Source organism: Actinoplanes xinjiangensis (assembly GCF_003148685.1).
Classification (GTDB): domain Bacteria; phylum Actinomycetota; class Actinomycetes; order Mycobacteriales; family Micromonosporaceae; genus Actinoplanes; species Actinoplanes xinjiangensis.
In genome coordinates, this window is record NZ_QGGR01000032.1 from 21,496 (window position 1) to 34,465 (window position 12,970).

Genomic DNA, 12,970 nt, shown 5'->3' on the forward strand with positions numbered 1-12,970 from the left:
AAAGATCCCCGTGCTCGGTCGAGTCCGATGAAGGCCCGATCCGCCACTGCGGTGAGGGCCTCCATCAGCAGGGTCTGTTGCACAGGCAACGGCATGCCGTCGACAGCCAGAGCATCGCGGCGACTACCGCAGCGTGTTCGTTGCTCACCCGTGCTGTGGCGGGCAGAAGCTTCACCTCGCGTAGCGCCCGTTTGACCAGGACCACCTGCCCGTCCGCGTCACAGGCGATCCCCCACCGACAGGCTCTGGCAGGGCCGTCAGGAAGCCGTCCCGCAGGCCTGGTTCGTCGTTGTTACTGCTCTGCCCGGTCGCCGGCGTCGTCGATGACGACGCCCGCGAGCCAGGCGCCTGCCGGTCGGCATCGCCCTCACCGGTTGACAACGAAGCCATTCGCAGGCTGGCTTTCGCTCTCGGGTTGGTGGAGGCGAAGGCGTATGTAGTCGAGGAGTTCCTTGCTGGTGAAAGGCTTTTCGATGATGGTGACGCCCTCGGGGAGGGTGCCATTCTCGGCGAGAACGGGTTCGGCGTAACCGGACATGTAGAGCACCGGGATGCCGGGCCGGAGCGCTTCGACGCGGGCGGCTACCTGGTTGCCGGTCATCTTCGGCATGATCACGTCGGTGAGCAGCAGGTCGATGGGGCCGGGGTGGGTCTGGGCGAGGTGGATGGCCTGGTCACCGCCGCTGGCGGTGAGAACGTGATAGCCGGCGCGGGTGAGGATGCGGCCGGTGATCACTCGCAGGTCGCCCTCGTCTTCGACCATCAGGATGGTCTCGTGCGGTGCTCTGCCGGTGGCCGGGTCGAGGGGCTTGTCGGTGTCGGAGTGGGTGTCCGCCGGGGTGTCGACGGCGGGCAGCGTGACGGTGACGGTGGTGCCGATGCCGTTCTCGGAGTAGAGGTTCACCTCGCCGCCGGCTGCGGCGATGATGCCGTGCACGGTGGCGAGTCCGAGGCCGGTGCCGGAGCCTTTGGGTTTGGTGGTGTAGAAGGGTTCGAAGGCGCGTTCGATGACCTCGGGTGGCATGCCGCTGCCGGTGTCGCTGACGCGTACCCGCACGTAGCGTCCGGCCTGCAGGGGCGAGCCCTCGCTGATGTCGTGATCGCCGCGCTCGGTATTGCTGGTCTCGATGGCCAGCGTGCCGCCGCCGGGCATGGCGTCACGGGCGTTGACCACGAGGTTGAGCAGGATCTGCTCGATTTGGCCGACGTCTGCGTGAGTAGGCCACAGCTGCGGGTCCAGGTTGGTGATCAGGTGGATGTGTTCGCCGATGGTGCGCCGCAGCATGGGTTCGAGGCCGCCGATGACCTGGTTGAGGTCGAGGATCTCGGCCTGGATGATGTCACGGCGCCCGAAGGCGAGTAGCTGCTTGGTCAGCCGGGTCGCACGCTCGGCGGCACGGCTGATCTGGCCGATGTCCTGACGTGCGTCGGCGAGGTCCTTGGGGTCCGGTACTGGTGAGTCGAGCGTCTCGGAGATCATTTCCGCGTAGTTGCTGATCACCGCCAGGATGTTGTTGAAGTCGTGAGCGACGCCGCCGGCGAGCTGCCCGAGACTCTCCAGGCGGCGGGCGTGCAACTGCTGTTCCTCCTGCGCATGGGCGTGGACGATCTGCTGTTCCTGTTGTTGCAGGGCGGTCAACATGGCGTTGATGGTTCTGCCGAGCGCGGCGATGTGGCCGCCGCCGACGGCGGGCACGCGCAGGCTCAGGTCACCGGAGTTCATGATCCTCTCGGTGGTGTGCCGTAGTGGGCCGATCTGCACCTGGACGCTGCTGCGTACCAGCAGGATCATCAGCGCGACGATGACGATGACGAATCCGCCAGCGGCCAGCAACACCATGCGCATGGTGGTGGAGGCCATCTCGCGCATGGGCCGGTCCCGGGCGGCGTGCAGGCTGACGATCTGCCCGTCGACGCCGGTGACGGTGGCGTGTGCGGTCATGGTGTGGTCAGCGAGGTCGGTGTTGACCGTCATCGGCCCGAGCAGGGTGGGCAGTGCTCCATGGGCTACCTGGGCCCGGCCGGGGTCCGAGTTCAGATACACCCGGGCGTCGGCTGCCTCGGACAGTGTGGTGAGCAGGGCGTCGTTGACGGGTTTCAGCATGATCAGGCCGCCGTTGCTGCTGCCTTTGCCGTCGGTGTGGTAGGCGGGGAATCCGCAGTACAGGTGCGGTGCCCCCGCGATGGCAACCAGGCCGCACGACGGTGTTCCCGGGGCTGCGTCGGATTGCCACATGCGTTGCAGGACCTGCGGGCCGGGGAACTGGCCGGGCCGGCGCTGGTAGATGCCGTCGACGACCAGGCCGCCGCCGCGGATCTGCCCGGCCTCGTTCACGGCGATCAGTCCGGCGAAGTGATAGGCGTCGCCGATCAGATGGGGCGGGAATCTCATCAGGGTGAGGGCGGGGTCGCCGGTGCGGATGACGTCGACGGCGCCGGTCCATACCGAGTTGGTGATCCCGAAGTCGATCAGCCGTTGTGCCTGGGCGTTCAACGCCGCCTGCAATCCGGTTGCCTGCCGGACGGCGTCACGGTGTTCGACCTTGTCGAAGTTGCTGTCGGTCAGCGACCACAGGGGCAGGAACGTCGCCATCGCGGCCAGAAGCACACTGACGCTGATCAGCAGGTGCCGGCGCATCTTCTTGTCGCGTAACAGTCCCGCCGGCCCCGCTGAGCCGGCCTGGCTCATCGTGTCAACCATCATGAACCCCTCAGTACCGCGGTGCGGCATGCGGTGCCGGATCGGTGGCCAGCAGGCTCCGCAGTACCTCCAGATGCTGCCACTGTCGCGGGCTCAACCGGCCCCGGTTAGCAGCGATTGGCTCTTCAGGGCAGACCGGCCGCCACCCAGCGCCGCACCACCGGCCTCGGGCAGGGCAGCGACCACCGGGCGCCCGTCGACGGTGGGCCGCTCACGGCTGATCCGACCGCAACCCCATCTCAGCGTGGTTCACGCTTACCCATCGACAGCGATCCCGCGCTACTGAGCGATGCATGTCCGCAAGACCTTGCGGTGCCGGTGGCAGTGGTGATGCGAAGCCAGATCAGGCGACGCGGTCTGCCGGTCGCTGACGTGCCGCCATTCATGAGGGGTCGAGTGTGCGGGCCAATGTCACGGCTTCGGCGGTGGGTTCGGTGTCGATGTCGGCCAGGACGGTGGTGAGGGCCTGCAACAGAGTGCGGATGCCGTCGCGGTCGCCGAGGGCGTGGCGGGCGCGCATGGCCGTGCGGTAGAGGTCCTCGTTGTAGGGGTCGAGGGTGATCGCCTTGTCGAGGGTCTCGCCGGCGGCCTTCGGGTCGTCGGGCAGCAGAGTCTCGGCAAGGAGCAGGTGGGCTTCGATGCCCCAGCGGTGGGCGTGGTGGCGGTGTTCGTCGATCCATTCGTAGTCGTGGCCGTCGGCCAACGGTGCGGTGTAGAGGTCGCAGGCCTGGCGCAGCAGGTCGGTGCGGCTGGGTGTGGTGGCTCGGCGGGCCTGGTTGAGCAGGTCGCGTAGCTGCCACAGGTCGACCCGGACGGTGGCCGGGTCGAGGCGGTAGCGGTCGGTGGTGCCGCGTTTGAGCAGGTAGCCGCCGGGTAGCGGGCCGCCGGCGCGGGCCAGGACGTGGCGCAGGTTGGAGGCGTTGGTGTGGAGCTGCTGTTTCGCCTGGCGTTGCCGGGCGTCGCCGTGCAGGTGTTCGACGAGGGTGTCGCTGTCGGCGCCGTGCGGGTGGCAGGCGAGGTAGACGGCGAGTTCGGCGGCTTTGGCGCGCAGGGCCCGCCCGGGGCGGCTGACGTCGTCGATGCGGGGGGTGCCGAGAACCCGCAGCTGCACGGACGTCGTTGAAGCGGTGGCGGGCCGGTCGGCCCCGGTGGGTTCGGCTGCCGGTGCTGGAGTGGCAGCGGGCTCGCCCGTGTGCGTCTGGTCGATGCCGGCCAGGATCGCCAGGGCGTCGTCGCGTTCGACGACGGCTACGCGACTCGGCAGGGCATGCTCGTCGCCGTCGGCGGTATGGCCGTCGGCGGTGACGGTGTGGGTGGTGCCGTGTGGCCATCGGCCGAGAAGGACTGCGGTGATGTCCAGGCCGTGGGCGAGGCTGAGGGTGATGCGGGCGTGTTCGCCGGTGCCGTCGGCGGCGCGGGCGACCACCAGCATCGGCGGCAGGGCTTCGGTCTCGGGCAGCGTGGCGGGGTCGCTGGTGTTGCGTTCGGCGAGGATGCGGCTGCGGTGTAGTAGCTGGGCGTCGACGGTGGCGAGGGTGTCGGGGAAGTCGCGGGTGACCTGCAGTCGTGGCGAGCCGGTCAGCTCGGTGCCGAACAGGTCGGTGCAGGTCTGCTGGTCGAGGAGCACGTCGGCGGGATGGTCGGCGGTCAGCGCAGCGAGGATGAAGCCGCGGACAGCGCCTTCGGCGCCGGGGCCGTGAATCCCGGTGGGGTGTGCCGGAAGCGACGGTACGGCCGGCACCGGCGTGACGTTGCGGCTGACGTGCCGACGGATGGTCTCGACCGGCGCCGGTAGCGGCGGCGCGGGCAGGACGACGGACTCGTCCGGGTGCGGCCGGTGGCGTCGACGTGCCCATACCCGTAGGAGCGTGGCACTGATGGCCGCCGCGAGGCCCCAGGTGATGAAGCTTCCGCTGGGCAGGTCGATGCCGCCGTCGCTGCGGGGCGCTGCTGCCGGCGTCGACTGCCCGGGCGCCGGGGCGGTGGGCATGGCGGTCGGGGTGTGCGTAGGTCCGGCCTCTGGGGCTCGTGGGGGCGGCTCGGTCGGGGCGTCGGAGGTGGGAGGGCGGGGTGGCGGCGGTTCTGGTGGTGTGGTGCGGGCGCCGGCGGGTGGGCGGGCGTCGGCGGGCAGCCGCAGATGCCAGCCGGGCTGGATGAGGTCGCAGTCGGTCAGGCGGGCGCCGCCGCTCTGGTGGCGGTGGCGGTTGAGGCGGCAGATCTCCGGCCAGCGGTCGGCGTCACCCAGCCAGCGGCGGGCGATCCTGGACAGCGAGTCGCCGCGTTCGACCTCGTACGCGAAACGGTTCTGGCCGACCAGGACGGTGACCGTGCCGCGCGGCAGCACGCTGTCGCCGGGTTGCGCCGCGACCGTCGTCACCGCCGGTGCGGGCATGTCGGCACCGGCCGGCGTGGTGGTGACGGCGACGACCGCGGTGCCGGCCAGGCCGAACAGCATCCGATGCAGTGGGGCGGGCAGCCGCCACCGCGGCATCCGCCAGCCGGCCACGACCGTCAGGACGCTGCCGGCCAGCAGCAGCATCATGGCCGACCAGATCAGCCACAACAGGACCGCGACCGCGCCCACGATCAGCTGTGTCCCGTTGTCGCGCTGCCCGCCGGCGACGAACGCGGTCACCTGCGACCAGGACGGCACCAGGCCCGCGGGTGAGCCGAAGACCAGGGTGAGCAGCAGCGGAGGCACCACGACGAGAGCGAGAACGCCAGGTAGGGCCCGCACCGCTGCGGCCACCCGCCCCGGTCGCCGTTGCGGGACTTCCGGTGCCGGCCAGACGGTCGGTTGCCGGGTCAGCTCGGCGGTCTTGCGGCGTACGTCCTTGCTCATCTGCCTGCCCCGGGGTTGCGATCGAACCCTGATCTCTACCGGTCGGCGCCGATCATCGGCCAGCGCATTTGTGGCCGTCTATCACCATGCGAAGAAGAACGTTTCAGGTCGACCGGTGTGATGTCGTTTTGCGACACTGCCCGGCATGCCCGCAACGGATCTTCACCTGGCCGTCGAGATCGCCCCCTGGTGGACCACCGCGGTCTACGAACACGCCGGCACCGTGCATCCGGTCTACTTCGCGGGCCACGCCCGCCTGCCCAGCGGCGTCATCCCCGATCCCGCCACCGGCACCCTGCTCACCGGTACCGCCGCGCTCACCGCCGGTCTGCTCGCCCCCGACGGCTACCGGCCCGACCCGATGGCCCTGGCCCAGACCGGCACCGGCACCGAACCCGTGGCGGCCGTCCTCGCGCACGTCGCCAACCACGTCTGCAGCCTCGCCGGCACCCCGGTGACGACACTGACGATCGTCACCGCCACCGTGTGGGGACACCGCGCCCGCCAGCGCCTGCAACAGGCGGCACACCATGCCGGGCTGCCGGTTCCCGGCATCGTCACCGCCGGTGCGGCATTGAGCGCGGGTACGGCCACCGCCGGCCGGTTCGCCCTGGTCGCCACCGCCGCGCCGGACCTGACCATCCTCGACCTCGAAGGCGACTACCAGCAGGTCGCTCACGCCGACATCCGCGACCCCGGCCACCCCGACATCGACACCGCACTCGTGGCCCGCCTCGCCGACCCACCACCCACCGGCTGGCAGGTCGTGCGCGAAGTCCGGCAGGCCCGGACCGTGCTCGCCGGCCAGCCCCGGGCATCACTGCTACTGCCCGCACCGCATCCGGCCGCGGTCCTGGAACGCGCCGACGTGACCGCGGCCGCGGCCCCGCACCTGGCCCGCATCCCTGAAGCGGTCACTCAGGCACTGACCGACGCCGACCTCGACACCGCCGACGTCACGACCGTGATCGTCGCCGGCGACGACGCGGTGCTGCCGGACCTCGCAGCAGCCGTCACCGCGACCGGGCTGCCCGCAGCGGTCGTGGTCGACGACCCGCATGCCGTCACCCGCGGCGCCCTGCGCATCACCCGGCCCCGGGCCGGCGCCACTGCCCCGTCCGGAGTCACTGCGGCAACCGGGCGGCTGCCGCGCACCCGGATCACACTGACCAACCTGGTCCGCGTCGCCATCCTCGCCGCCGCCTCGGTCGCCCTGCTGTTGCAGACCATCGCCACCGCCGACATCGGCAGAATCGGCGGCGACATCACCGGCGTCCTGCTGCCGGTCGAGAACATCGGCCTCGCCGCCGCCCTGGCCGTCCTCACCGCCTGGACCGCCGCCCAACTCGTACCCACCACCTGGCTGACCTCGGCGCACGCCGACGACGACGTCACCACCGGAACCTTGCTGCGCCGCGGCTACCTCGGCGCCGCCGCGCTCGGCCTCGCCGTCGCAGGCCTGTGGGGCCTCGGCGCCGGAGTCGGCGTCGGCGTCACCGACCCTGCCTACCTCGAAACGGCCCTGACCTGCGCCGTCCCGCTCGCCGCCTGCGCCGCCCTGATCGCCCTCGTCGCGCCCCGCATCCCCCAGGACACCGTCGCGTCGTGGCTGGTACACGCGAGCCCACCGGTCACCGCGATCGCTCTCGCCGCGGCCGGCGTCTACCTGCAACGGGCCGCGTTCACCTACACCTTCCCGGTAGACCTGATCGGCACGAAGGGCCCGGTCCAGATCGCCGGCGCGATCCTGCTCGGCGTCGCCACCGCGCTGACCGCCACCCGCCAGCCCCTGCTGCGCCTGATCACCGCAGTCGTGCTCGGCGGCGGCTACGCCCTCGTCAGCAGCGTCTCCACCATCCCATACCTGACCTGGGCCTACATCGCCGTTCTGCTCTGGTGGGCCGGCACTACCACCGCCACCACCATCACCGCCGCCACCCCACAAGCCGGCACCTGGCTCAAGCGCTGGACCCACCAAACACGTTGACGACATTTCACTGGCCGCGGCTGATTCCGTCCGCGATAACCGGGCACTGGCGCAAACTGTGTGATTGATCTAGGGCGATGAGTCCTCGAACGCGTCGCCGCTACCAGCGGCAGCACCCGGCCTCGCGCTGCCCGGGGCCGGGCGATGGCGCTGGACACCCGGTTCGGCGGGCATCCAACGCCATCGTCATCGCGTGGCGTCCCTCAGGACAGGGCGGTCATCCACTGCCAGCCGCCGGCGCCGATCGGCATCGTGCCGCCCAGGCTGTCCGCGCCCTGGCTCGGGTAGAAGTTCAGCAAGCCGTCGGCGCTGGTGGCCCACATGTTCGGCGGACCGCCGTCGACCGATGCGGCGACGAGCGGCCAGGTTGCGGCCGGCCAGGTGTTTCGTCCCGTGTTCACCGGGCTTCCGGCGCCGATCGTGGCGCGGTTGTCGGTGGTGCCGGTGAGGTGGCGGGTCACCGCGCCGGTTTCCCGGTGGCGGGCCCACAGGTCGGCGCGCTGGTCGCCGCCGATCTCGCCGACCGCGAACAGGTCGGACTTGGCCAGACTCTTGTCGCTGGCCGCCTTCGGCGCGCCGAGACCGGGCTCGGCGCCCGAGGTGCCGGGCCAGAGCCACCACACGCCGTCGACGAGGCTCTGCACCAGCAGGTCGGGGGCGTTGTCACCGGTCATGTCGCCGGGCGCGACGATCACATTGGTGGACCAGGCACCGGCGGTCGTCCCCTTCATCAGGGTCCGGGGGCCGAGTTCTCCGGTTCCGGTGTTGGGATACACCCAGAGGCTGCCTTCCAGGGCGGCGACCACGTCCTCCCACCCGTCGCCGGTCCAGTCACCGCGGTGGACCACCCGGGCGTTCTTCCATTCCGGGCCGGAGGCGAGCAGACGGTACGGCGACAGCCGACCACCGCCGATGCCGGGGTAGAGCCGCAGCTGACCGGAGTTCTGCACGGCGAGAAGGTCCGTGGTCCCGTCACCGGTGAGGTCGCCGGGCCGCGGGGAGGCCGTGCGGGGCTTCGGGCTCATCACGCCGACGAGCATCCTGTGGTCCGACAGTGCCAGGGTCTCGTCGACGGTCGCCTGCACCGAGCCGAAGTCCTTCGCCGGGACGAAGATGTGGTCGAACTTCTTGGTGCCGGCGGTCGGCTGACCGTCCACCTCGTCCGCCTCGATCCAGGGCCCGAGAGCGAGGTCGGCCCGCAGAGCCCGGATGGCGGGGTACGTCGGCTGGGCGTTGAAATCGCCGCCGAAGATCACCGGAAGGCCGGCCGCCCAGACCGCGATCTGCGGCATGACCTGGCTGATCCCGTTGTCCATCACCGTGCCGTTGTAGACACCCTGCGCGAGGTGCGTGTTGCACACCAAGGTCATCCGGCCGTCGATCGGGCTGCGCGTGCACATGACGGCGGGCACCGAGGACAGGCCCTCCTGGACGGCGACCTGATAGACCAGCCGGGACGCCGCGGGCGAACGCACGAACGTGGCGAGCCCGAACTCCGCCTTGCCACCCCATTGGGAGACGCACTTGTTGATGGTGGTGTTCCGTGCGGACGTGTCCGTCGTGTAGAAGACGCCCTTGAACTCGCCGGGATGTCTAGCTTCCAGTTCGGCGGTCAGCCGGTCGAACTGGCCCGCGCAGGCCTCCTGCAACATCAGCACGTCGGCTTCCCAGGTGCCGGTGGTGGCGGTGGCGAGCTCCTTCGTCCACACGTCCGCGTCACCGGTGTACTGGCAGGTCGAGGCGCCGCACACGTTGTAGGTCAGCACCCGGACGGGCTGCTCGGGATTCTTGGTGACGGTGTCGAAGGCCAGGCTGGGCCGGGACGGCAACAGCAGCCCGGCGAGTACGGCCAGGAGGGCGAGCACGGCGGCTCTCCTCAGAGATCGTGGCACAACGTTCCCCCGTTGATTGATCACAGCAAATCCGTGTGATCATAGACATCCGCCGGGAAACGGGCCGCCCGCTCATCGTGGGTGTGAGACTGGCTCGCCAGCCGCGGCCGTGGCCGGCGGCCGTCAGGATGCGGATCTCGACGAACTCCTCGAACGCCGACGCCCAGCACTGCGCCAACAAGCCACGACAGCGAGACCCCGCCACGTCGATGAACTCGATCTCGAAGTCCGCCGCGCCGGAGTCCCCTCCGTCAACCTTGACCTGCGCGCTCAGAGGCCGATCGTCTCGACCCCGCAGACAGAGTTCGCTGGTACGAGAGACACCGTTCACTGGCAAAGGACAGCTCTTCGAGTGACGCTACGCCGGCTTGATCGGGAGTCGGACGACGAAAGTGGTTCCCGGGCCCTGGTCATCGGCCAGGGAGATGGTGCCGTGATGGCGTTCGATGATGGCGCGGGTGATGACCAGACCTAGGCCGGTGCCGGGGATCCGCCGGTCCACGGCGGTGGAAGCGCGGTAGAAACGGCGGAACAGCCGGGGTCGCTCGCTGGCGGGAATGCCGATACCGGTGTCGGCGACGGTCCAGGTGATCATCTGCGCGGCCCCGTCGGCGCCGGCGGTGATGGTGATGGCCCCGCCGGCGGGCGTGTACTTGATCGCGTTGCCGATGAGGTTGTCGGCGACCTGGCGCAGCCGGTGCCCGTCGGCGTACAACTCGAGTCGCTCGGGCAGGTCGACGGTGACGGTCAACTGTTTGTCCTCCACCGTGGCGGCGGCGGCCTCGACGGCCTGCTCGATGATGGCTGTCAGGTCGGTCGGGGCCGGCGTGATGGCCAGATGCCCGGATTCCAGGCGAGCCAGATCCAGCAGGTCGTCCGCCATGATCGACAGCCGTTCCGCGTTGCGGAGCAGGATCTGCAGATACTGCCGCTGCTCCTCGCGGGTCAGGTCGTCGAGTTCGTCGTCGAGCAGCGCGGCGGTGCCGGTGATCACCGACAGCGGGTTGCGCAGTTCGTGAGTGACCATGGCGAGGAACTCGTCTTTGGTGTGGGCCAGTTCGATGGCGAGTTCTTCGGCACGCCGCCGGAGCACATACTGCCCGACCTGTGCCGCCAGCCCGTTGAGCAGGGCGAGGAGGGTGTCTTCGGGATCTTCGGCGCGGTCACCGTAGACGCACAGCGCACCCAGCATGTGCCGTCCGGTGCACAGGGGCACACCTACAGCGACACGGAGCCCGATCCGGGCCGCGGCACGGCTACGTATCGACCCGGTGTCCGCTCGCAGGTCAGGGATCCACAGCGCGCGCCCGTCGGCGTAGACGCGGCCCGGTAGTCCCACGCCGGGCTCGAGTTGGTTCAGGGCGAAGTCGCGCAGTCGCCGGCCGGGTCCGACGTGGCGGGCCGCGCAGCTCAGCAGTTGCCGATCGTCGTCGGCAAGCCACAGCTCCGCCACCGGCCAGCCCATCTTCACCCCCAGCGCCTCGACCACGCGGGCAGCCGCGACCGCGCTCGATTCCGCTTCGGCCAGGCCTCGGGCGACGGCGGATTCCACCGCGGTGAACCGGCTGGCACGCTGGGCGGTGGTGATGTCGTGGGCGAAGGCGTGGAACACCCGCCCGCCGGCCTCGTCGGTGGCCGCGAGCGTCATCTCGATGGGGAACGTGTGGCCGTCGGCGTGCGCGGCCACCCAGTGCACACGCCGTCCCAACGCATACCCGGACTCGCCGCGCGCCAACGCCGCGAGCTCGGCCCGGCTCCCCGCTCGGGCGTCGGCCGGCACGATCAGCTCCTCGATCGACCGGTCGCACGCCTGTGCCCGGGTGTATCCGAACGTCGTCTCCGCCGCCGGATTCCACGCCAGCACCCGCCCCGAGGCGTCGAAAGCGAAGTAGGCCTCCAATGCCACGGCGAGCATCGCCGGCGGCTCGAGCAGTCCCAGCCTCACATCGCCGCCCGGTTCGGATCCTGCCGACATCGTTACCCCCCGTGGATGTGACGTGAGCTTCCGACACACCAACCCCAGGGGGAAACAGGATGGCGCCAGCAGGCTCAGAGTAGCCCCACGGGGCAGCGCAGCGATGCGCAACGAACGTCGCGCCCATCGAGCTCGACCTGACTGATGAGCCGGTGGCAACGCCCTCAGGCGACGTCGCTGTGTCGAGCGGGAGTACCTTCGTGCACCTCGACGAGGTCGGCCATGTCGACGCCGGCTTCGGCGAGCAGACGTTGCACGGTGGCGATGGCGAGGCCGTCGATGACGTTGTCGCCGTGCAGGAGCCGGTAGAAATGGTCACGGCCGCGTTGGACGGCTTCGACGCGCCAGCGGCCGTCCGGTGTTTCGAGGGCTCCCTGCACCTGTCCCGTCGCGGGCGGTACGGCCGGGTCCGGGTGCCGGCGGGCGGAGCCGGCGCCGCGGTCGACGCGTAGCCCGCGCCAGGAGGGGTGCCGCAGCCGGCCGTCGGGTGTCCAGTTCCGAAAGGCGACCTCGCCGACCAGGGCCGGTTCGACCCAGTGGGCATGACGAGTGTGCTCGCGCGGAACGTCGGAGACGGGTGTGGTCGTCCGGTGCAGGGGCTGGAGCAGGTCACGGAGCTGGTCGAGCATGAGGTCGGTGAATCCGGTGCCGACGCGGCCGGCGAACCGGAGCGTGCCGTCGTCGTCGTGGACGGCCAGCAGCAGGGAACCGATGGTGCCGGCGCGACGTCCTTCTCCCGGTTTCCAACCGATGACCAGGACTTCCTGGGTACGGACCAGTGGCACCTTGGTCCAGTCCGCCGACCTGCGGCCGGCCCTGTACGGCGAGCTCAGCCGCTTGGCGACGACCCCCTCCAGCCCGCCGAGTTCCGCGGCATGCAGCACCGCACGTCCGTCGACGTCGGTGAACTCCGGCGGTGTCCGGACGCTGCGGCCGTCCAGCCCGAGCCCGAGCAACTGATGGCGGCGCCGCTCGTAGGGCTCCTCCAGCAGCGACCGGCCGTCGAGCCACAGCAGGTCGAAGGCGTAGAAGACGACCGGCACCGTCTGCAGCAGTGCCGAGGTCGGCGAGGCGACGTGAATGCGGGCGGCCAGCCGGGCGAAGGACGGCCGGTCTCCGGGCTCCAGGGCGACGATCTCGCCGTCCAGGATCACTCGGCGGCCCTGTAGCAGGACGGCCAGCTCCTGCATCTCGGGGTACGTACTCGACACGTCGTTGTTGTTACGCGACACCAACCGCACGTGGCCGCCGTCGACGTATGCGATCGCCCTGACCCCGTCGTACTTGAACTCGAACGCCCACCCGGCGCCGACGGGTAGCGTCCCGGCGGCGGCCAGCATCGGCGCGACAAGCTCAGGCATCGCCTGCTCGACGATCACCCGAACGCCGTACCCGCCGCAGGTCAGGCCGATACCCCTGCTGAAGAACTACATCCGAGTAGTTCAGATACGACGATCCTGAAGCACCCCTCTGGGCGCGCCTCGCCCACTGCGACTCGCATCAATGCATCTAATGCTTGCAAAAGGGGCATAACTTACGGCAAGCGCTGCGAGGGATGGGTGGACGTGCTGGT

At 70.2% G+C, this 12,970-nt stretch carries 6 protein-coding genes; 1 reads left to right on the forward strand and 5 read right to left on the reverse strand.

Going from position 1 to position 12,970, the window contains the following annotated elements; translation table 11 throughout:
- Window positions 1-367: 367 nt before the first annotated feature.
- Both BC793_RS41270 and BC793_RS41275 read right to left on the reverse strand, forming a co-directional pair.
- Window positions 368-2,704 carry an ATP-binding protein gene (locus tag BC793_RS41270; RefSeq protein WP_158319528.1) on the reverse strand — a complete coding sequence of 779 codons (2,337 nt, stop codon included), beginning with the start codon at window positions 2,702-2,704 and terminating at the stop codon, window positions 368-370.
- 379 nt (window positions 2,705-3,083) lie between these two features.
- The gene (locus tag BC793_RS41275) at window positions 3,084-5,543 is read right to left on the reverse strand and encodes a BTAD domain-containing putative transcriptional regulator (RefSeq protein ID WP_109602075.1); all 2,460 of its coding nucleotides are present in this window, start codon (window positions 5,541-5,543) and stop codon (window positions 3,084-3,086) included.
- A 145-nt stretch (window positions 5,544-5,688) separates the two neighbouring features.
- Here BC793_RS41275 and BC793_RS41280 point away from each other — a divergent pair, with 145 nt between their 5' ends.
- Window positions 5,689-7,530, forward strand: coding sequence for an Hsp70 family protein (locus BC793_RS41280; RefSeq protein WP_109602076.1), 1,842 nt, complete (start codon window positions 5,689-5,691; stop codon window positions 7,528-7,530).
- 203 nt (window positions 7,531-7,733) lie between these two features.
- Here the strand turns inward: BC793_RS41280 and BC793_RS41285 are convergent, their stop codons facing one another.
- The 3 genes from BC793_RS41285 to ligD all read right to left on the reverse strand — a co-directional run bounded on the left by BC793_RS41285 (window position 7,734) and on the right by ligD (window position 12,758).
- A complete protein-coding gene (locus BC793_RS41285) occupies window positions 7,734-9,395 on the reverse strand; it encodes an FG-GAP-like repeat-containing protein (protein ID WP_158319529.1) in 1,662 nt (553 codons plus the stop codon).
- 385 nt (window positions 9,396-9,780) lie between these two features.
- Window positions 9,781-11,397, reverse strand: coding sequence for an ATP-binding protein (locus BC793_RS41290; RefSeq protein WP_109602078.1), 1,617 nt, complete (start codon window positions 11,395-11,397; stop codon window positions 9,781-9,783).
- A 164-nt stretch (window positions 11,398-11,561) separates the two neighbouring features.
- Window positions 11,562-12,758: a non-homologous end-joining DNA ligase gene (gene ligD, locus BC793_RS41295; protein WP_203896572.1), complete on the reverse strand. Its 1,197-nt coding sequence runs from the start codon at window positions 12,756-12,758 to the stop codon at window positions 11,562-11,564.
- Window positions 12,759-12,970 lie beyond the last annotated feature (212 nt).

Bases quoted from the DNA above. Each gene is read 5' to 3' on its own strand.
- BC793_RS41270 (WP_158319528.1), bottom strand. From the start codon at position 2,704: ATGATGGTTGACACGATGAGCCAGGCCGGCTCAGCGGGGCCGGCGGGA.
- BC793_RS41275 (WP_109602075.1), bottom strand. From the start codon at position 5,543: ATGAGCAAGGACGTACGCCGCAAGACCGCCGAGCTGACCCGGCAACCG.
- BC793_RS41280 (WP_109602076.1), top strand. From the start codon at position 5,689: ATGCCCGCAACGGATCTTCACCTGGCCGTCGAGATCGCCCCCTGGTGG.
- BC793_RS41290 (WP_109602078.1), bottom strand. From the start codon at position 11,397: ATGTCGGCAGGATCCGAACCGGGCGGCGATGTGAGGCTGGGACTGCTC.
- ligD (WP_203896572.1), bottom strand. From the start codon at position 12,758: ATGCCTGAGCTTGTCGCGCCGATGCTGGCCGCCGCCGGGACGCTACCC.